Here is a 20,269-nt window from a genome sequence, read left to right as displayed (position 1 = left end):
GTTCGCTGCGCCCGCCGGCGCCCTAGACGAATGCCTCATGGGGATAACACCAGCGCCAGTTCTCGCCGGGCTCCAAGGATCGAACGATTGGATGCAACGCGCTGGCGTGTGCGCGGGCGTGCCGCATAGGTGAGGAATCACAACACCCGACATGGCCGCAGGAGAGACACAAACGCAAATGAACCCACGGCGTGCCCAATGACAGACATTCCTCGCAGCCTTCCGGGGTTCGCACCCGCACCGGACGAATCTGCGCGAGATGAGGATCAGGAATTCCGGCAATCATGGTGGCTCCTCTGGCGATCCGGCCGTGGAGCCGGCCTGGCCGGGACAGCTGGTCATGAGTGTGGCGTCGGCACTGATCGGCGGCTTGGACGCCATCAGACTGGCGAGGGGTGTAAGTGATTAAACACAGTAGTAGACCTGGCTCATTGGCCTGTCAACGGTGAATCCCCTCCACCCGGCCCCTGGTGGATCGGACATCTGTTTGACCTGCAGCCTCCGCCGCCGCGGATGCTCCGGCGGGCCCTGGTCCTGCCGGGTCAGTTCCCTGGAGCATATTGGACCTCGGAGGGTCATACCGTTGGTCACGTCAAAGGGGCAGACTCAACCCTATAAGGAGCCCATGGCACAGTCCTTGAACCTCGTGGCCCGGCAGGGCGGGGCGTGCGTCATGCGGTGCAACCTCGGGCGCACGTCGCCACAGGACCGGTCGCGCCCTCTAGGACCGGAGTGAGTCATGGCCAAAGCAGTAGGAATCGATCTCGGAACAACCAACTCGGTGATCGCCGTCTGGGAAGGCGGGGAGGCCCGCGTCGTGCCCAACGCGGAAGGAGCCCGGACCACGCCGTCAGTTGTGGCCTATACGGACACCGGGGAACGGCTTGTGGGGCAACTGGCCCGCCGGCAGGCGATTCTCAATCCCAAGGGAACCATCACGTCGGCCAAGCGGTTTATCGGCCGGCACTATGACGAAATCACGGATGAGGCCAAGGCCGTGAGTTTCGACGTCGTAGCGGACGACAACGGGGTGGCGCGGTTCCAGGTTCAGGGCAAGAAAGTCGCGCCGGAAGAGGTGAGCGCGCTCGTTCTCCGCAAGCTGGTGGACGACGCCGCGAAGCAGCTGGGCGAAAAGGTGACGGAGGCCGTCATCACAGTTCCCGCGTACTTTAACGACGCACAGCGCACCGCGACGAAGGACGCGGGCAGGATTGCCGGGCTGGAAGTCCTGCGCATCATCAACGAACCTACCGCAGCGGCCCTGGCCTATGGCATCGACAAACGCCAGCATGAGACGGTGCTGGTTTTCGACCTAGGCGGCGGAACTTTTGATGTGAGCCTGTTGGACGTGGGGGACGGGGTTGTGGAGGTCCGCTCCACCGCGGGTGACACGCACCTCGGCGGAGACGATTTTGACCGCCGCCTAGTCGATTACTTGGCCGACGACTTCCAGAAGGAGTCGGGCATCGACCTGCGGTCGGACCCCCAGGCATTGCAACGCCTGTTCGAGGCTGCCGAAAAGGCGAAGGTCGAACTGAGTTCTGTGACCCAGACCCAAGTGAACCTTCCCTTCATCACCGCCGATGCCACAGGCCCCAAGCACCTGACCACCACGGTTCGACGCTCCGTTTTTGAAGACATCACCCATGACCTGGTGGAACGCACCATGGATCCGGTCAAGCAGGCGATGACGGACGCCAAGGTTACCGCCAACGACATCGATGAAGTGATTTTGGTCGGCGGCTCGACCCGCATTCCCGCGGTACAGAACGTCGTGCGGCGCCTGACCGGCGGCAAAGACCCCAACATGAGCGTCAATCCGGACGAAGTCGTGGCTATCGGTGCGGCGATCCAGGCCGGGGTGCTCAAGGGAGAAGTCTCGGATGTCCTGCTGCTCGACGTTGTGCCGCTTTCCCTGGGTGTCGAAACTCGCGGCGGCGTGATGACAAAGATCATCGAGCGCAATACCACTATCCCCGCAAGGCGCAGCGAAGTGTTCTCCACCGCCGACGACAACCAGCCCGCCGTGGACGTGGTGGTCTTGCAGGGGGAGCGGGAACTGGCGGCGGATAACCGGGTGCTGGGCCGGTTCCAGCTGAGCGACATCCGGCCGGCGCCCCGCGGAGAACCGCAGGTCGAAGTCACGTTCGACGTCGACGCAAACGGCATTCTGAACGTCACCGCCCGCGACAAGGACACGGGCAAGGAACAGGGCATCACCATCAGCGAAGGCTCCAACCTCGACGCCAAGGAAGTCGAGCGCATGATTGCCGAAGCGGAGTCCCACCGAAGCGAGGACCTGCAGAACCGGGAGCGGATCGACGCCCTGAACGAACTCGATGCGGTGGCCTACCGCGTTGAACGGGCCGTCAACGAGCTCGGGGACGCAGTCCCGGTGCACGACAAGGCCCGCGCGGAACTGCTGGTTGGCCAGGCGCGCGACGCCGTCAGCAACCAGGCGGACGTCGGCGCCGCGAGGGAACTCATCTCCGAACTTCAGCAGCTGCAGGCGGCGCTGAGTGCCTCGGCTGTCTCCGCGGCCACCGCAGGGGCGGGCCAGGGAGCCTCATCTCAGCCCGAAGCGTCCGCGGACGTAATTGACGATGACATCGTCGATGCAGAATTCGATCGGGGCTAGGAACGGCCATGAGCGACCCGGCAGGGCCGGCTGGACGGGCCCATCCAGGAAGTGACGAGGCAGAGGCCGCGGCACCCGATGAAAGGGAAACCGAGGCGGCGGCACAAGCGGATGCGCTGGCCAAAATGGAGGACCAGTGGCGGCGCGCGTTGGCCGACAACGACAACCTGCGCAAGCGCGCCGTCCGCGACGGCACGCAACTAAGGGCACAGGAGCGCGCGGCGGTCTCGTTGGCGTGGCTACCCGTCTTGGACAACCTGGAACTGGCCTTGGCTCACGCCCCGTCCGCGGAGGATCCGCTCGTCGAAGGCATAGCCGCTATCCGATCCCAGGGCATCGATACCCTGGCCCGGTTGGGCTACCCGCGGATCGACGCCGAGAACGTCCCCTTCGACCCGCGGATTCACGAGGTGGTCAGCGTATCGGAAACAGACGAGGCTCCCCCCGGGACTGTGCTGACCGTATTGCGCCCGGGATACGGCGGCGCGGAAACCGTCCTCAGGCCAGCCGCCGTCGTTGTGAGCCGGGCGGTGACCCCGGACCGTGGCTAAGGATCACTATTCGGCTCTCGGCGTCCCGCGGACAGCGAAGCCCGACGAAATCCAGCGCGCCTATCGCAAATTGGCGCGAAAATACCATCCGGATGTCAACCGCGAGCCCGATGCCGCCGACAAGTTCAAGGAGATCGGTGAGGCCTACGACACCTTGTCGGATCCCGAAACCAGGGCCCGCTATGACCGTTTCGGCGCCGATTTCCGGCAGTACGCCGGCAGCGGCGCAGGCCCGGGGGGCGGCGGGAGCCGGTGGGGCTCCGGCGGACCGCGCCCCGGCCCCCCGCCCGGCCCGCGCCCGGGACGCGGCCCGTACGGCAATGCTCACGTCGACATGGGCGGCGACGTCGATTGGGAGGATCTGCTCGGCGGCTGGTTCCGGCAACAGGCAGGGGGGCCGGCCCAAGGGGCGGACCACGAAGCAGAGCTATGGCTGACCCTCGAGGAAGCTGTCCGTGGCGGAAAGCGCACCGTCAGGCTGGCACAGCCGGACGGGGAGACCCGCAATTATGACGTCGATGTGCCCGCCGGTGTGCTGGATGGGCAGCGTATCCGTCTTGCCGGGGAGGGCGCTGTGGGCCGCGAAGGGGGCCCACCCGGCGACCTCCTACTGACCGTGCGGATCCAGCCCGACTCCAGGTACCGGCTAAAAGGCCGGGACATCTACTTCGACCTCCCGGTGACGCCTTCGGAGGCCGCGCTCGGGTCCAAGATCAAGGCAAAGGCGCCAGCCGGACCGGTGACGATCACCGTGCCCGACGGTTCCTCCAGCGGCCGCAGGCTGCGGCTGCGGGGGCAGGGCATGCCGAACCCGCGGGGATTACCGGGGAACCTGTATGCGGAGATCAAGATCATGGCGCCCCCGAGTCTTAGCAAGGAGGAGCGCAGGCTGTACGAAGAGCTCGCCAGCATCTCCAACTTCAACCCGAGGGAGGATCGATGAGCCAAGTGTATGCGCTCGCCTACCCGTGGCGCCTAAATCTCGAGACCGTCGCACGCAGCAGCGGCGTCCACCCCGACGTCGTCATGCGGTTTGTACAGCTGGATCTGCTCCGGCCGCTGGACGACGACGCCCCGGGCGGACCCTGGTTCAGCCCGCGGGCCCCGGAACTGATCGCGCGCGTCCTGCGGCTGCATTCCGAGCTGGCGCTGAACTATGCCGCTATCCCGCTGGTACTGGACCTGCTGGCGCGGGTGGACAGGCTTGAACGACGTTTGGTTGAAATCACGCAAGTGGAAAGGACTGCTTCGCGATGAATATGGAGAGTTTGACGCAGAAGTCGCAGGAGGCCCTGGCAGAGGCTCAGCGGATAGCCCAGCAACACGGGCACACCGAGACCGACGGCGAACATCTGCTGGCGGCGCTGCTGGAGCAGGAGGAGGGCCTTGTCCCGCGCCTGCTCGTGGGCATGCAGGTAGATGTGGAAGAGCTGAAAGGTGCCGTCGAAGCCGAGCTGCGGCGCAAGCCGAAGGTCACCGGCCCGGGGGCGGCGCCCGGCCAGGTGTACGTGAGCCGCAGGCTCGGCGCACTCCTCGATGCCGCCGAACGCGAGGCCAAACGGCTCAAGGACGAGTACGTCTCAGTGGAACACCTGCTGGTCGCGCTGGCGGAGGAAGGCCGGTCCACGGCGGCCGGCAGGGTGCTGGCGGAGCACGGCATCACCCGCGAGGCATTCCTGTCGGTCCTGACACAAGTGCGAGGAAATCAGCGCGTCACCTCGGCAACACCGGAGCAAACCTATGAGGCGCTGGAGAAGTACGGCCGTGATTTGGTGGCGGACGCCCGCACTGGAAAGCTGGATCCGGTCATCGGCCGCGACGCGGAAATCCGGCGGGTGGTCCAGATCCTTTCACGCAAAACTAAGAACAATCCGGTGCTGATTGGCGAGCCGGGAGTCGGCAAGACCGCCATTGTGGAGGGACTGGCCCAGCGGATCGTCCGGCAGGATGTGCCCGAAGGGCTGAAGAACAAGACCATCTTCTCGCTCGACATGAGCGCCCTCGTGGCCGGTGCCAAGTACCGCGGCGAGTTCGAGGAGCGGCTGAAAGCGGTGCTGGCCGAGGTGCTCGCGGCAGAAGGCAGGATCCTGCTCTTCGTAGACGAGCTGCACACCGTCGTCGGGGCAGGCGCGTCCGAGGGGTCGATGGACGCCGGGAACATGCTCAAGCCAATGCTGGCCCGCGGGGAGCTGCATATGATCGGGGCCACCACCCTCGACGAATACCGCAAACACATTGAGTCAGATGCGGCTTTGGAACGCCGCTTCCAGCCGGTCATGGTTGAGGAACCCGACGTCGAGGACGCCATTTCCATTCTCCGCGGCCTGCGGGAACGGCTTGAGGTCTTCCACGGCGTACGGATCCAAGATAGTGCTCTGGTGGCTGCGGCCACCCTGTCCCACCGGTACATCACTGACCGGTTCCTGCCCGACAAGGCCATTGACCTCGTGGATGAGGCGTGCGCCCGGCTGCGGACAGAAATTGATTCGATGCCAGCGGAACTGGATGAGCTCACGCGGAAGGTCACGCGGCTCGAAATAGAAGACGCTGCACTTTCCAAGGAGACCGATCCGGCCAGCAAGACCCGGCTCGAGGAGTTGAGGCGCGAACTGGCAGACCTGCGCGCCGAGGCCGACGCGAAGAGGGCCCAATGGGAAGCTGAGCGCCAGGCGATCCACAAACTGCAGGAAATCCGCGGTGAACTGGAGCGGGCGCGGCAGGAGGCTGAGGAAGCCGAGCGGAACTACGACCTCAATCGGGCTGCGGAGCTACGCTACGGCAGACTTGCCGACCTCGAACGACGGCTGGCCGCCGAGGAGGAACGGCTGACCGCGAAACAAGGTGAAAAACGCCTACTCCGCGAGGTGGTGACGGAGGACGAGATCGCCGACATCGTCGCGGCCTGGACAGGCATACCGGTCGCACGGCTGAAGCAGGGCGAACGTGAGAAAGTCCTGCACTTGGACGAAATCCTGCGCTCCCGCGTCGTGGGGCAGGAAGAAGCGATTAGCGCGGTGTCGGACGCCATCATCCGCGCCCGCTCAGGTATCCGGGATCCCCGCCGGCCTATCGGCTCCTTCATCTTTCTCGGCCCGACCGGCGTAGGGAAGACCGAGCTTGCCAAGGCCCTGGCTGCGGCGCTCTTCGACAGTGAGAACGCAATGATCCGGCTGGACATGAGCGAGTACCAGGAGCGTCACACCGTGAGCCGCCTGCTGGGGGCGCCTCCTGGCTACATCGGGTACGACGAAGGAGGACAGCTCACAGAAGCGGTACGCCGGAAGACGTACTCGGTGGTGCTGTTCGATGAGGTGGAAAAGGCCCATCCGGACATTTTCAACACCTTGCTGCAGGTGCTCGACGACGGACGGATAACGGACTCGCAGGGCCGGACCGTCGATTTCCGCAATACCGTCATCATCATGACGTCCAATATCGGCTCCCAGTATCTTCTGGAGGGGTCGGCCGAAGGCGGGGCGATCACCGAGGAGGCGCGAAGCCTGGTGATGGGCGAGCTCCGGGCGCATTTCCGCCCCGAATTCCTCAACCGCGTGGACGATACGGTCCTGTTTGCACCCCTGGGACTGCCGCAAATCGAACGCATCGTTGATCTGCAGTTCCAACAGCTGCGGCAGCGGCTGGCCGAGCAGCAAATAGAGCTGCACCTGACCGAGGAGGCACGCCTTCTGATAGCCGAACGCGGCTTCGACCCGGTCTATGGAGCACGCCCCCTGCGCCGCTATATTTCCCATGTGGTGGAAACGCAGGTGGGCAGGGCCCTCCTGCGTGGCAGCATCGCGGAGGGCGGAGTGGTCACAGTGACCGCATCCGGAGGGGAACTAGTGGTTGACTACAGCACAATGGAGCTGGAAGGGGCCGGAACGGCATGAACAAGGCCATCATCAAATGTCCCCACTGCGGCAAATCCAACCGCGTTCCGGCTGTCGCCGATGGCCGGCCACGCTGCGGAAGTTGCCACCGGGAGCTTCCCTGGGTGGTTGAAGCGGGCGACGACGACTTCGGCGAGATCGCCGAACGGTCGGGCGTGCCGGTACTGGTGGACTTTTGGGCGGTGTGGTGCGGACCCTGCCGGATGGTGAGCCCTGTGCTGGACCAGCTTGCCCACGAACGCGCGGGGCAGATCAAACTCGTGAAAGTCGATGTGGACCACTCGCCGCAGCTCTCCGCCAGATTTGCCATTCAGGCTGTGCCGACGTTGATGGTCATCGTGGACGGCAAGATCGTCGCGAGGCAGGCTGGCGCAGCACCCGCCCCCGTGCTGCGATCCTGGTTGGAGGAGGCCCTCAAGAAGTAGCTGAAGGACAGCGGACGACGTCCACATAGCTCTGCACTGGGGTTGTCAGTGGCGCTAATGAGACCGGGGCGGAGAGGACGGCTAAGCAGCCCGACGGGAGTCGACGAGATTTGGTACCCCTCCGAAGGAGGCCAAGGTCCGGGCGGTCTCCACGAACTCGCGTGCCAGCCCGTCATTAACGTCAGTGCGCCATGCAATCGACAGCGGAGAGGGCGGGACGTCCCTGACCGGGATGAACGACAGCCCCGGACGGTCATAGAAACGCTGGGTGGAGGCCTGGGTGAACGCAATTCCCCGCTCACCCATGATGGCTTCGAAACACTCGTCGACCGTGGCGACCTGAGTGCCCAGACGGACCGGCTGCCCACCGCGGGCCTGGGTTGCGAGCCAGAAATCCCTCCACTTATCTGGAGCCTTGCGGGCGACGAACGGCTCATCAACAACCTGCTCCACCGAAACCTCGGACAAACCGGCGAAACGGGAACTGCTGGCAACCACGAGGACCCGCGGCTCAATGAACAGTGTCTCCATGGCGAGCCAGTCAGCCGCCGGCAGGGGCGGCCGCACAAATGCCACGTCAGCGCCTCCATCGGCCAACCCCGCTGTGGGGTCGGCGAAATCGAACGACCTCATCTGGACGTGGATTTCCGGGTGGTTGTTCTTGAACGCGGCGAGAATCCGCGGCGTCAGTTCGGCAGCCGCATTGGCCTGAAAGCCGACTATCAAAGTGCCCCTCACGCCGCTGGCAACCTCACGCGTCAACGAAACGGCGCGCTCCGCGGCCGATAATAGGCGCTTCGCTTCACCCAGCAGGACATCCCCCGCGCTGGTCAGGTAGACGCTGCGGCTGGTCCGGATCAGCAGGGGAGTACCGAGCGAATGTTCGAGCTTCCGTATCTGGACGCTGAGGGAGGGCTGCGCGATATGAAGCCGGGAGGCGGCTCGCCCGAAATGCAGCTCTTCCGCAACGGCGACGAAGTACTGCAGGACGCGCAGGTCTAGCTGTGGCTGCTGCATCGTTCAACTGTAAGCTCCGCCACAACCGGGGTCCAATAGTTTCACGCTATCAGTGGATAGGGGACAGGTATTGGACCGTTCGGGGCAACGGCGGCTGCAATGGAAACAGCGACGGGTTGCCGACGGAGACAGCCGCAAAGGCACTCCGGAAACCCCGCTTTCGAGGCTCGGACAGAGAAGCCCGACCCTCCGCGAGACCAATGAGAGGAACAACAAAATGACGGTCGCAACACGTGCCCCTTCCGTAGAATCCTGGGTGCAGAGCTTCACCGAGGCCAACAACCAGGACCCGGAAATCCGGGCCCACGGCAAGTACTTCACCTGCTCCTACCTGCTGGACATGGAGGCGCACACCTTCGTTGTCCGGGTGGTGTCGGGCACCATCGCCCAGATTTCCGTGGACCCGGGCCCCATCGAGGTGCCCTACGAATTCGCCATCCGGGCCAGCGCCCACACCTGGGGTGAATTCGGCAAGCCCGTTCCGGCTCCCATGTACCACGGCATCTGGGCCGCCACTTTCCAGCGCGACATGAAGCTGGAGGGCGACGTCCTGGTCCTGATGCAGAACCTGCGATGCATCACCCGCCAGATCGAACTGCTGCGCTCCACCGGCGCACCCGTCTAGACCATAGGAGTTCCTGACATGAGCAAAATTTCCCCCGTCACCGGCCACTACGTCACCGTCGACGTGGACGGCCTCGAATACAAGGTGTTCTACCTCGAAAACGGCCAGGGCCAGCCCCTGGTCTGCCAGCACACCGCTGGAGCCCACAACCACCAATGGCGCGGCCTGCTCGAGGACCCGGAGATCACCGCCAATTACCGCGTCATCGCCTACGACCTTCCCCGCCACGGCAAATCGGACCCGCCGGAAAACACCCAGTGGTGGACCGAGGAGTACCAGCTCAGCGCGGACCACTACGCCAACTTCATCGTCGCCCTCGTCGATGCATTGGAACTGGTCGACCCCATCTTCATGGGATCCTCCTTCGGCGGCAACATAGCGCTGCAGCTCGCCCACCGCTTCCCGGAGAGGTTCGACGCCGTCATCCCCGTGGAGGGAGCGGACTACTCACCGGGGTTCTACCTCGACTGGTGGCAGCACCCCCACGCCAACGCCGCGCAGGTGTGCGGCAGCGGCACGTGGGACCTCATGGCCCCGCAGTCGCCTGAGGCGGACCGCTGGAAAACGTGGTTCTACTACACCCAGGGCTCCGAGGCGTTCAAGGGTGACCTGTATTTCTACTCGGTGGACCACGATCTGCGCGGTAAGCTGGGCGAAATCCAGACCGATAAGTGCGCGGTGGTCATGATGACGGGCGAGTACGACTACCTCACCACCCCTGAAGACGGAGCCCGCACCGCCAGCCAGATCCCGGACGCAGAGTTCATCGAGATGAAGGCGATCGGGCACTTCCCGATGAGCGAGAACTACCCGGTCTTCAAGGGATACCTCGTTCAGGCTCTGGACCTGATCCGCGCCAAGACGAGCGTCCGCGTTTAGCCGATTCCCACCTAAGGGGCGGTGCCGACCCGGCAGGGCCGGCACCGCCTCTGCATTGCCGGCGCCGGTCCGGAGGACGGCAGGGCGGCCTTGGACGCCGCCGCGGAGGCGCAGGAGTCCTGGGCGAAGGTCCCGGCGCGGGAACTCGGGGAGATCCTGCGCCGCGCGTTCGAGCTGGTCACGGCCCGGCTGTTGCCTCGGGTGCTCCGGCTTTTCCAGACGTTACACAGTTGCAACAGCCGGGACACCACCGTGAAATCGCGCCGGGACGATACTGGAGATACGCCCTCGGGGCGATTCTCATGCAGGCATTGGGGACTATTAGAAGGACCGCGCCGATGCCAACACGGCTTAACCAGTCACTTGCCGACTCCGCCCTACTGACCAAGTCGCTGCCGCTGGGCCTGCTCCGGGCCTTTGTGCAGACTGACGCCGCCGACGACGGGCTGACGCCCCAGTTGCTGGCCGAGCTCAAGATCCTGGCCCGCACCCCCGGGCTGCTCGTGGCCTGCAATTACGGCGGAACGCTCTGCGCGGCGGAAGGCATCTCGACCGAGACCTTGCCGCTGGGCAGCGCGGCGATCGCCCTCCGCGCCCTGGCCGCGCTGCCCAATACCCATGCCGCCGTTGTTTCCGGCCGGTCGCTGCGCGATCTCGCCGCGGTCTCGCGGCTGCCCGCCGAGGTGCACCTGGTGGGCTCGCACGGGGCCGAGTTCGACATGGGCTATGCCCACAGCCTCTCGCTGGCCACGGAGTCCGTCCTGCAGCAGGTCCACCAGGCGCTCGCCGAGACGGTCGGGGCCTACCGGGGCATCACGATTGAACGCAAACCGGTCGCCGTCTCCGTGCACACCCGGTCCGCCGCGCCGGACATCGTTGCCCTGGCCACCCGGCAGGCGTCGGACATTGCCCGGGCGCACGGGCTGCACTTCATCGTGGACGGCTCGGTACTGGACCTGTCCGTCATCGAGCCTTCCAAGGCCAAAGCCCTGGAGCATCTGCGCTCGGTGCTCGGCGTCAGCGCCGCCCTCTATGCCGGCGATGCCTCCAGTGACGAGCTGGCCATGGCCACGCTGCGGGGCCCGGATATGGCGGTGCGCGTGGGGGAGGGCCCCACCGTGGCGAGCCACCGGCTCCGGGATCCGGAGTCCTTCGCCCGCGTCCTGGCGATCCTGTTCGAACTGCGGCGGGCGTGGCTGTTCGGCGAGGACGCGGTGGGCCTGGAACGGCACTCGATGATCGGCAACGGCTCCTCCACCGCGCTGATCACACCGGACGCGAAGATCTGCTGGATGAGCCACCCGCTGCCCGATTCAGGGTCGCTGTTCGCCCATCTGCTCGGCGGAGACGCGGCCGGCCACTTCTCCGTGGAACCGGTGAAGTCCTCGCAGGTCCTGGGTCAGCGCTATGTGGACAGCACCATGATCGTCGAGACGCGCTGGGCCGACGTCACGGTGACGGACTATCTGGAACCGGCACCGGAGGGCATCACCAGCCTGGTCCGGGTGCTGTCCGGCACCGGCACGGCGCGGATCGTGTTCGCCCCGCGGCCGGACTACGCGAACGCTCCGTTCAGCATGGAGGCGCGCGGATCCGAGCTGCATGTGGTGGGAACCGCGGACCCGATCATCCTGCTGGCGCCGGGGGTGAGCTTTGCCATCACCTCGGACGGCCGGCATGCCACCGCCACGGGCGACGTCGACCTGCGGGACGGGCCCGTTGTCCTCAACCTGCGCTGCGGCGACACGGAACCGCAGCCTGCGGTGGCCGACGACGAAACCGGGCGGCGCTCCGCCGTCGCCCATCACTCCCGGCGCTGGGTCCATGAGCTGAAGCTGCCGGGCGTCAAGCCGTCGCTGGTCCGCCGGTCCGCGCTGGTGCTCCGCGCCCTGGTCCACGAACCCACCGGGGCCGTGCTGGCCGCGCCCACCACCTCGCTGCCGGAGGGAATCGGCGGAACCCGGAACTGGGACTACCGGTACTGCTGGTTGCGGGACGGCTCCATGACCGTCAATGCGCTGGTGGACCTCGGTTCCACCGCCGAGGCCGAGGGCTTCCTGGCCTGGCTGGGCCGGATCCTGGCGCACGCCCCGGGCCCGGAATGGCTGCACCCGCTGTACTCGGTGACCGGGGCGCCGCTGTCCACCGAGGCCATCATCGAAAGCCTTCCCGGCTATGCGGGGTCCCGGCCGGTCCGGATCGGCAATGCCGCCGACCACCAGGTGCAGCTGGACGTCTTTGGCCCCATCGCCGAGCTGATCGACGCCCTCAGCACCCGCCAGGGCGCGCTGTCGGACGCCCACTGGGAACTGATGGTCCAGATGGCCGCGGCCGTGCTGGCCCGCTGGCATGAGGCGGACCACGGCATCTGGGAAGCCCGGCGGGCGCCCCGGCACCATGTCTACACGAAGGTGATGTGCTGGGTGGCGCTTGACCGCGCCCTGCGCACGGCCGCCCGGCACGGCCGCGAGCCGGTGCCGGCCTGGGAGTCCACCGCGGCGACGATCCGCGAGGAAGTCCTCAGGGAAGGCTGGGACGACTCAGCCTCCTCCTACACCGTGGCGTACGACAGCCCGGACCTGGACGCGGCCGTGCTGCACATCGGGCTTTCGGGCCTGCTGGACGTCGGCGACCCCCGGTTCCTGGCCACGGTCACGGCGGTGGAGCGGGAACTGCGGGTGGGACCCACCGTTTTCCGGTACCGGTACGACGACGGTCTGCCGGGCCTGGAGGGCGGCTTCCATATCTGCACCACGTGGCTGATCGAGGCCTACATCGCGGTCGGCCGGATCGAGGAGGCCTGGGACCTCTTCGACCAGCTGGTGAACCTCTTCGGGCCGACGGGACTGCTGCCCGAGGAATACGATCCCGGCACGGAAACCCATCTCGGCAACCACCCCCAGGCGTACTCGCACCTCGGCTTCATCCGCTGCGCCCGGCTCCTGGACGAACACCAGCGGAACTGACCGGCACCGCGCCGCCCGGGCGGCACGCATGCCGGCCGGGTTACTCGCAGCCGACGCCGTCGCCGTCGCGGTCCAGCTTGCCGCTGTACCCGGGCTGGCCGGCGCGGATGGGGGCCGCGCCGGCGGCGCGGACCGCGGTGCAGTTCGCGTAATACACCCCCGCCGCAGGCGGCGGTGCCGGGGCGGGCGCCTCAGGGACCTGCGCAGGCGCCGCCGGTTGCGCCGCCTGCTGGGCCGGGGCAGGCTGTTGGGCGGCCGGCGCGGGCGAGGTTGCCGGCGGACCGGCGGGCGCCACTGTGTCCGGGCAGCCGGCGAGGACCCGGGCCATGGCGTCGTGCTCGGCCTGGGTGACCCAGAGGCCGTAGGTGGACTTCACCGAAATCTGCCGTGCCACATAGGCGCAGCGGAAGGACTTGTTCGGCGGCAGCCAGGTGGCGGCGTCGCCGTCGCTCTTGGCTTGGTTCGTGGGACCGTCAACCGCGAGCAGATTCAGGGGATCGTTCGCGAAGGACAGCCGCCGGTCGGGGCTGAGCTGCTGCGCGCCCTTCTGCCACGCGTCGCTGAGGGCCACGACGTGGTCGATCTGGACTGCAGTGCTGGTGGCGTTGCCGCGCTGGAAGTTGATGCTGGCGGCGGTGTAGGGGTCGCTCAGGATGCCGGAGAGCACCACGCAGTCGTGCGTCCCGGGCTTGAGCGCCACCGACGTCAGGTCGCGGCGGAGCACGTCGTTGCGGGTGTCGCAGCCGTTGTGGTCGACGTCGGACCACGCCGGGCCGAACTGGTCCCGGGAGTAGCCGGTCTTCGGCGCGCGGCCTTTGACGGGCAGCGCCGCCAGCGCCGCCAGGGCCTTTCCGGCGGAGGCGGGCTGCTGGTGCGCGGTGTCGACGCCGGGTCCGTCGGCTCCGGTGTCGACACCGGGCGTTGCGCCGGCGCCGGGAACCGTGGCGCCCGGCGTCGCCCCGGGCCCCGGCGCGGTCCCGGGGGTGGCGACGGCGCTGCCGCACGCCGTCGTCGCGACGAGCAGCAGTACGGCCGCCCCGCGGGCGATCCAGTCCACCGCCCCGATGTTCCGGCCGGGTGCGGGGCGTGATCCGAGGCTATGCAATGTGTTCCCTACGTGCTGAGTGGTGGTGCGTGCGCGGCCTGCGCTCGGCGCGGGACCGATCCCAGCCTACCGTTTGGTCCCGCGCGGCGGTCACCGGCGGGCCGGTTGGAGCGGACCCACGGGGGTCGAGAGGCTCGCGCCGATGTCCTGCCCGATTCTGCGGAGCAACGTGGCGGACAGCCCGGGGTCGCGGGAGGAGTCCTGATCGGTGTACTCGGCCAGCGTGTACACACGGTCCAGGGCCATGTCGGGCCACCGCTGCGCAGGGAGCAGGGAGCGGCCGGCGACCGCGATCGCCGTACGGCCGCCGGCCCGCCGCGCGACGGCGGCGGGCAGCTTGCCGGCCAGGGTCTGTTCGTCGAGGCTGCCTTCGCCGGTGATGACGACGTCGCAGCTCTCCACCCGGCGGTCAAAGTCCAGCAGGTCCAGGAAGAAGTCCGCCCCGGAGACCAGCCGCGCCCCCAGCAGCAGGCAGGCGTAGCCGAGGCCGCCGGCGCTCCCGGCCCCCTCCTGCCCGGCCAGGGCCGCCGCGCGGGCCACCCCCGCCGCGGCCATGCGGGAGACGAAGTGCTCCAGCCCGTCATCGAGGGCCGCCACGTGGTCCGGCCCGGCGCCCTTCTGGGGGCCGAAGACCGCCGGGGCGCCGTCCGGACCGAGCAGCGGGTTGCGGACGTCGCTGGCGACGACGAGTTCCGTCCCGGCCAGTTCCGGCGGCACCGCCATGCTGACGGAGCTGATCCTGCCCAGGGTGCGGCCGCTGCCGGGCAGCGGCCGGCCCCCGGCGTCGCGGAAGCTGTACCCCAGGGCGGTGAGCATGCCCATGCCGCCGTCGGTGCTGGAGCTGCCGCCGAGGGCCAGGACAATCCTGGCCGGGTTCAGGCTGAGCGCGAACAGGAGCGCGTCGCCGAAGCCGCGGCTGGAGGCATCGAGCGGTTCCAGCCGTCCCTCCGGCAGGAGTGCGAGCCCGCAGGTGTTGGCGACTTCAACGACGGCGGTGGTGCCGTCAAAGGCGATGCTGGCGTTCACGGGCTGGCCGGTAGGCCCGGCGACGGTGCAGCTGCGCCGGGTGAAGCCGGCGGCGACGGCGGCGTCCACACTGCCGTCACCGCCGTCCGCGAGGGGGAGCAGTTCGCAGTAGAGGGCTGCGGTCCCGCCGGCCGCACCGGCCGCGGAGCGGAGCCCCGCTGCCAGGGCGTCGGCCACCTCGTTGGCGGTGAGGCTGCCTTTGAATTTGTCCGGAGCGATGAGGGCGCGCACGGTTTTCGGGGCGGTGGGGCTGGGCATGTCAGGCGGTTTCCGAGTAGGCGAGGCGGCGGTCGGCCAGGTCTTCATCGGGTGCGGCGCCCCTGTCGGGGCGGACCGGGTCGTCACTGCGGGCAGGCTCCACGGTTTCCCCGTTGAAGACCCGCCGGACGCGGTCCGCGTCCAGGGTCTTGTCCCACCAGGCGATGAACAAGGTGGCGACGGCGTTGCCGGTGAAGTTCACCAGGGCCCGGCATTCGGACATGAACTTGTCGATGCCGAAGATGAGCATGATGCCGGCGGCCGGGATGGTGCCGATGGTGGCCAGGGTGGCGGTCAGGGCGATGAACCCGCCGCCGGCGACACCGGCCGCGCCCTTGGAGGTGAGCAGCATGACGGCGATGAGGCCGAGCTGCTGGCCGATGCTCAGGCTGGTGTTGGTGGCCTGGGCGATGTAAACGGCGGCCAGCGAAAGGTAGATGGCGGCGCCGTCGAGGTTGAAGCTGTACCCGGTGGGGACAACCAGCCCGACCGTTTCCTTCTTGACGCCGGCGTGCTCGAGTTTACGCATCAGGCCCGGCAGTGCCGGCTCGGCGGTGGAGGTGCCCAGGATGAGCAGGTACTCCTCTTTGAGGTGGCGGATCATCTTGAAGAGGTTCAGCTTCAGGAAGGCCATGACGGATCCGAGGACCACGATGACGAAGAGGATCGAGGTGGCGTAGAACAGGACGATCAGCCCGCCCATGCTTGACAGGGAGGAGACGCCGTACTTGCCGACGGCGAACGCCATCGCGCCGAACGCGCCCAGGGGAGCGGCTTTCATGATGAAGCCGAGGATCTTGAACATGACCCCTGTGAGGCGCTGGACCCCGTCCAGGACGGGCGCGCCGACCTTGCCCATGGCGTTCAGGGCGATGCCGAAGACCACGGCGATGAAGATGATCTGGAGGATGTCGCCTTCCACGAAGGGTGCGGCGATGCTGGTCGGGATGATGTGGGTCAGGAACTGCCACCATTCCTGGTGGGCGCCGGCGTCGATCAGCTTGGCGGCGGAGTCCGTGGTCTTGATCGCGCTGGCATTGGCGTTGACGCCGTCGCCGAGCCGGAAGATGTTGATGGCCACCAGGCCGAACAGCAGGGCGAAGATGGTGCCGATCTGGAAGTACGTCAGGGCTTTCAGGCCGGTCATGCCGACCCTTTTCAGGTCCGCGACGCTGGCGATGCCGCCGACGATGGTCAGGAACACGATCGGGCCGATCAGCATCCTCATGGCGTTGACGAAGGTGGTGCCGATCGGTTCCAGGGCGATGCCCGCGGCAGGGGCGAGCCAGCCGACCAGGACGCCGAGGACGATGCCGGTTAGAACCCAGAAGTACAGCTGCTTGTACCAGCGTGTCTTGGGGGCCGGGCTGTGGGCTGCCGTGGCGGTGCCCGCGGTGGTGGTGTGTCCCATGATTCCTACCTCATTGTGGAATGTGAATGGTTCGGTGCTTGAAGAATGAAGGAGCTGAGCTGCGCTGGACCGGGGCGGGCGGCGGCGGTGTGCGGCACCGCCCGCGCCGGGGATCGCAGGGCTAGACGGCGGCCAGGGTGTGGGTGAGGGCCTTGATGATGGCGTCGGTGACGTCGTCCGTGCCGGCATCGCCGCCGACGTCGCGTGTCAGGTAGCCGGCGCCGGTGGTCTGCTCGATGGCGGCCTCCACCTGGCGGGCTTCCTCGTGCAGGCCGAAGTGATCCAGCATCAGGGCAGCACTGGCGATCGCGCCGATCGGGTTGCTGATGCCCTTGCCGGCAATGTCAGGGGCGGAGCCGTGCACGGGTTCGAACATGGACGGGAAGCGGCGCTCCGGGTTCAGGTTGGCGCTGGCGGCCAGGCCCAGGCTTCCGGCCAGCGCCGAGCCGAGGTCGGAGAGGATATCGGCGTTCAGGTTGGAGGCGACGACGACCGAGAGCTCCTCCGGGTGCAGGATGAACTTGGCGCTCATGGCGTCGACCAGGACGCTTTCGGTCGCCACGTCCGGGTAGTCCAGGGCCACGCGCTGGAAGGTTTCGTCCCAGAGGACCATGCCATACTGCTGGGCGTTGGACTTGGTGACCGAGGAGACCTTCTTCACGGTGCGGGTCCGGGCGAGGTCGAAGGCGAACCGCATGATCCGCTCGCAGCCCTTCTCGGTGAACAACGCGGTCTGCAGGGCGACCTCGTTGCCGGGGCCGCGGCCGCTGAGGTTGCGCCCGCCGAGCCCGGCGTACTCGCCCTCACTGTTTTCGCGGACCACGATCCAGTCGAGCTCGGTGTTGTCGGCCTTGCGCAGCGGGGACTGCACGCCGGGGAGGAACTTCACGGGGCGGATGTTGGCCCACTGGTCGAAGTTCTGCGTGATGTTCAGCCGCAGTCCCCACAGGCTGATGTGGTCCGGGACGTTTTCCCAGCCCACGGCGCCGAAGTAGATCGCGTCGAATTTCTTCAGCGCCTCCAGCCCCTTGGGGTCCATCATCCGGCCCGTCTTTTCGTAGTAGCCGCAGCCCCAGGGGAACTCGGTCCACTCGAACGCGAACTTGCCGTTGGAGTTCGCAGCCAGGGCGTCCATGACGCGGCGGCCGGCGGAAACAACTTCCTTGCCGACCCCGTCCGCGGGGATTGAAGCGATGCTGAATGTCTGGGTGGCGCTCACGTGCCGACCTCCTCGTTGAGTCTGTTAGCAGCGTCACACTGCCCTTCCTCATCCAGTAGACGGTCTGCGCTCCGTCCGCGTCCAAGACTTACTTTGGATACGACTGATAGGCATGCCCTATCGGTTGCGTCCGATCAGCGGGCGCCCTCGGTGTGTTCCCCCGCGACGTCCAGGAAGGCCTTCGCAGCCGGGGTGAGGTCCTCCTTGCGGCTGAGGACTGCTACTTCCAGATGCGCGACAGGCTCGATCAGCAGCGTGCGCAGCCCGGACTTGCGGGCGGTCGGCGCCCAGGAGAACGGCATGACGGCGTGGCCGACGCCGGCCAGCACGAGCGGCAGGATGGAGGTCCTGTGCGCCACCTCGACGACGATCTCGGCAGCGACGCCGCGGGCCAGGGCGTCGTCCACCAGCCACCGCATGAGGGACCCGCGCTGGCTGGCGATGAGGCGGTGGCCGGCCAGATCCTCGCGCCGGATCGCCGTCCCCGCCGCGAAGGTATCGGCGTGCGGATTGACGATCAGGATCAGCGGCTGGCGCTCCAGCTCCAGTACCTGGACGCCGGGAACCCGGACCGGCGTGGCGGAGCCCGCGAGCCCGATCTCGGAGCTGCCGTTGCGGACCGATTCGATGACCTCTTCAGGGGTAAAGGCGGCGCTGACGTTCAGCCGCACCGAAGGGTGGGCCCGGGTGAAGGAGGCAATCATGGACGTCAGCGGCTCAATCCCGGGCGACGGCATGGTGATGATGTCGAGCCGTCCGCTGCGGATCCCGCGCAGCGCCTGGACCGCGGACTGTGCCGCGTCGAGGTCGCGCATCACCAGCCGCGCGGGACCCACAAGTTCCTTGCCCGCCTCGCTCAGCACCGCCCGCCGGCCGATCCGGTGGAACAGGGGGACGCCCAGTTCCCGCTCCAGCCCGGCGATGGTCTGGGACAGCGACGGCTGGGCGATGAGCAGATGCTCCGCGGCGCGGTTGAACCCGCCGTGGTCGACGACGGCCAAAAAGTACTTCAGCTTCCGGGTGTCCATGCCAGCTCCTGCCGCAGGTCCGTTGAGTGCGCTTACCGGATGCCGGGCCGGGACGCCGAAAACATCGCCGGCGCCCCGCCGTCGCCGGTGGCGAGGTCGGCCAGGATCCGTCCCACGGCGGGGGTGAATTTGAACCCGTGCCCGGAGAATCCGGCCCCGATGACCACCGGGCCGATCCTGTCCAAAACAAAGTTCTCATCCAGGGTGGTCGTGTAGGTGCAACTGACGTCGGTGAGGGAGTCGGCGTCGACCCCGGGCAGCCAATCCCGGGCGTAGCGCTGCAGGGCCGCCCGCTGTTCGGGCTCGGGGGCGAAGGTCCGCCGGTCCGGGTCCACCACGGGGCCCACCCCGTGCCAGCCGGCCTTGACGCCCTCGCCCGGCGTGAGCATGCCGTAGACCGGCGACCGCCAGTACGCGTACGCCTCGCCGCGGCCGGGCGTGTGGTTGAACCCCGGCCACTGGGCGTCCGGGTCCGTGATGGCGAAGTGCGCGGGCTGTTCCTGGGTGACCGTCAGCCGGGGCAGCGGCGCCGCCCCGGCGAGCAGCTTGGTGGTCCAGCCGCCGGCGGTGACCACGGCCTGCCGCGCCGAAAGCACCTCGGTTCGGCCGCCGGTCTGCAGCGTGAGCCGGACGCCGTCGTCGAGGACTTGCAGTTCCAGGACCTTCACGTGGTGGCGGATCTCCGCACCCAGGCCGGCGGCGAGCCGCTGCATTGCAGGCAACGCGGCGTCCGGGTTCAGCTGGCCGCCGTCGGGCATGTGCAGGACGCGCCGGTCGAAGCGGATACCCCGCCAGCGTTCGGCGGCTTCCGCGGCGGAGAGGAACTCCGCGCGGAGCCCGGCGGCCCGCAGCGCCGCCTGCACGTCGGGCAGCCTCGGGTCGGCGCCGTGGTTCACGACGCCGGTAGGCGCCAGCAGGCGCTCGCCGCTGTCCGTTTCCAGCTCACTCCACAGCCGCGCGGATTCCGCCAGCATCGCGACGTAGTCCGGGTCCGCGTAACCGGGGTTGAAGTTGCGGGTGGTGCCGTGGGAGGCGCCGTTGCGGTGGCCGGGCCCGAACTGCTCAAGCAGGGTCACGGCCACGCCGCGCCGCGCCAGGGCCCACGCGCTGGCCGAACCCATCGCGCCGCCGCCAATGACCACCGTGTCCAGGGTTGTGCTCAAGGGTCCTCCTCGGGGTTGGTGCCGGCCTGCCCGACGGGGCAGGGCCAGCCGGCCACGACCAGCCGGGG

The 20,269-nt window shown here is 67.6% G+C and carries 17 protein-coding genes and 1 pseudogene; 10 read left to right on the top strand and 8 right to left on the bottom strand.

The annotated features are described in order from the left end of the window. Positions 1–22: 22 nt before the first annotated feature. Positions 23–286: a UBP-type zinc finger domain-containing protein gene (locus tag CFN17_RS04310; protein WP_208750129.1), complete on the bottom strand. Its 264-nt coding sequence runs from the start codon at positions 284–286 to the stop codon at positions 23–25. 453 nt (positions 287–739) lie between these two features. Between CFN17_RS04310 and dnaK the strand changes: the two genes are divergently transcribed. From dnaK to trxA, 6 genes are read left to right on the top strand one after another with little or no spacing between them, the layout of a single operon-like run. Beyond that, entirely contained in the window at positions 740–2,638 is a 1,899-nt protein-coding gene (gene dnaK, locus CFN17_RS04305; protein WP_208750128.1) for a molecular chaperone DnaK, read from the top strand. Between the two features lie 8 nt (positions 2,639–2,646). After that, a complete protein-coding gene (locus CFN17_RS04300; RefSeq protein ID WP_208750127.1) occupies positions 2,647–3,189 on the top strand; it encodes a nucleotide exchange factor GrpE in 543 nt (180 codons plus the stop codon). After that, positions 3,182–4,132, top strand: coding sequence for a DnaJ C-terminal domain-containing protein (locus CFN17_RS04295; RefSeq protein WP_208750126.1), 951 nt, complete (start codon positions 3,182–3,184; stop codon positions 4,130–4,132). The genes CFN17_RS04300 and CFN17_RS04295 overlap by 8 nt, the downstream gene beginning before the upstream one ends. After that, on the top strand, positions 4,129–4,446 hold the full coding sequence (locus tag CFN17_RS04290) for a chaperone modulator CbpM (protein WP_208750125.1): 318 nt from the start codon (positions 4,129–4,131) through the stop codon (positions 4,444–4,446). The genes CFN17_RS04295 and CFN17_RS04290 overlap by 4 nt, the downstream gene beginning before the upstream one ends. Continuing rightward, positions 4,443–7,079: an ATP-dependent chaperone ClpB gene (clpB, locus tag CFN17_RS04285; protein WP_208750124.1), complete on the top strand. Its 2,637-nt coding sequence runs from the start codon at positions 4,443–4,445 to the stop codon at positions 7,077–7,079. Before CFN17_RS04290 ends, clpB begins: the two co-directional genes overlap by 4 nt. Next, entirely contained in the window at positions 7,076–7,504 is a 429-nt protein-coding gene (gene trxA, locus CFN17_RS04280; RefSeq protein ID WP_208750123.1) for a thioredoxin, read from the top strand. The genes clpB and trxA overlap by 4 nt, the downstream gene beginning before the upstream one ends. 81 nt (positions 7,505–7,585) lie before the next feature. On the opposite strand, the gene CFN17_RS04275 is transcribed toward trxA, so the two are convergent. After that, entirely contained in the window at positions 7,586–8,521 is a 936-nt protein-coding gene (locus tag CFN17_RS04275) for a LysR family transcriptional regulator (RefSeq protein ID WP_208750122.1), read from the bottom strand. Positions 8,522–8,777: 256 nt separating this feature from the next. Between CFN17_RS04275 and CFN17_RS04270 the strand changes: the two genes are divergently transcribed. The 4 genes and pseudogenes from CFN17_RS04270 to CFN17_RS04255 all read left to right on the top strand — a co-directional run bounded on the left by CFN17_RS04270 (position 8,778) and on the right by CFN17_RS04255 (position 12,991). Further along, the gene (locus CFN17_RS04270) at positions 8,778–9,146 is read left to right on the top strand and encodes a hypothetical protein (protein ID WP_261792357.1); all 369 of its coding nucleotides are present in this window, start codon (positions 8,778–8,780) and stop codon (positions 9,144–9,146) included. Positions 9,147–9,164: 18 nt separating this feature from the next. After that, positions 9,165–10,025 carry an alpha/beta fold hydrolase gene (locus tag CFN17_RS04265; protein WP_208750120.1) on the top strand — a complete coding sequence of 287 codons (861 nt, stop codon included), beginning with the start codon at positions 9,165–9,167 and terminating at the stop codon, positions 10,023–10,025. 36 nt (positions 10,026–10,061) lie between these two features. Then, a pseudogene (locus CFN17_RS19875) lies at positions 10,062–10,214 on the top strand (aldehyde dehydrogenase family protein); the annotation flags it as partial. A 149-nt stretch (positions 10,215–10,363) separates the two neighbouring features. Next, the gene (locus tag CFN17_RS04255; RefSeq protein ID WP_208750119.1) at positions 10,364–12,991 is read left to right on the top strand and encodes a trehalase-like domain-containing protein; all 2,628 of its coding nucleotides are present in this window, start codon (positions 10,364–10,366) and stop codon (positions 12,989–12,991) included. Between the two features lie 40 nt (positions 12,992–13,031). On the opposite strand, the gene CFN17_RS04250 is transcribed toward CFN17_RS04255, so the two are convergent. The 6 genes from CFN17_RS04250 to CFN17_RS04225 all read right to left on the bottom strand — a co-directional run bounded on the left by CFN17_RS04250 (position 13,032) and on the right by CFN17_RS04225 (position 20,201). Continuing rightward, positions 13,032–14,048, bottom strand: coding sequence for a DUF1524 domain-containing protein (locus tag CFN17_RS04250; RefSeq protein ID WP_208750118.1), 1,017 nt, complete (start codon positions 14,046–14,048; stop codon positions 13,032–13,034). Positions 14,049–14,186: 138 nt separating this feature from the next. Beyond that, a complete protein-coding gene (locus tag CFN17_RS04245; protein WP_208750117.1) occupies positions 14,187–15,380 on the bottom strand; it encodes a glycerate kinase in 1,194 nt (397 codons plus the stop codon). 1 nt (position 15,381) lies between these two features. Then, positions 15,382–16,791, bottom strand: a complete 1,410-nt coding sequence (gene dctA, locus CFN17_RS04240; RefSeq protein ID WP_261792356.1) for a C4-dicarboxylate transporter DctA — start codon at positions 16,789–16,791, stop codon at positions 15,382–15,384. A gap of 121 nt (positions 16,792–16,912) precedes the next feature. Next, on the bottom strand, positions 16,913–18,010 hold the full coding sequence (locus CFN17_RS04235) for a tartrate dehydrogenase (protein WP_208750116.1): 1,098 nt from the start codon (positions 18,008–18,010) through the stop codon (positions 16,913–16,915). A gap of 134 nt (positions 18,011–18,144) precedes the next feature. After that, a complete protein-coding gene (locus tag CFN17_RS04230; RefSeq protein WP_208750115.1) occupies positions 18,145–19,038 on the bottom strand; it encodes a LysR family transcriptional regulator in 894 nt (297 codons plus the stop codon). Positions 19,039–19,070: 32 nt separating this feature from the next. Beyond that, positions 19,071–20,201, bottom strand: a complete 1,131-nt coding sequence (locus CFN17_RS04225; protein WP_208750114.1) for an FAD-dependent oxidoreductase — start codon at positions 20,199–20,201, stop codon at positions 19,071–19,073. Between the last annotated feature and the right edge of the window lie 68 nt (positions 20,202–20,269).

Origin of the sequence: Arthrobacter sp. PM3 (genome assembly GCF_003352915.1) — a bacterium.
Taxonomy (GTDB): domain Bacteria; phylum Actinomycetota; class Actinomycetes; order Actinomycetales; family Micrococcaceae; genus Arthrobacter.
This window is presented reverse-complemented; position numbering and strand designations above follow the sequence as displayed.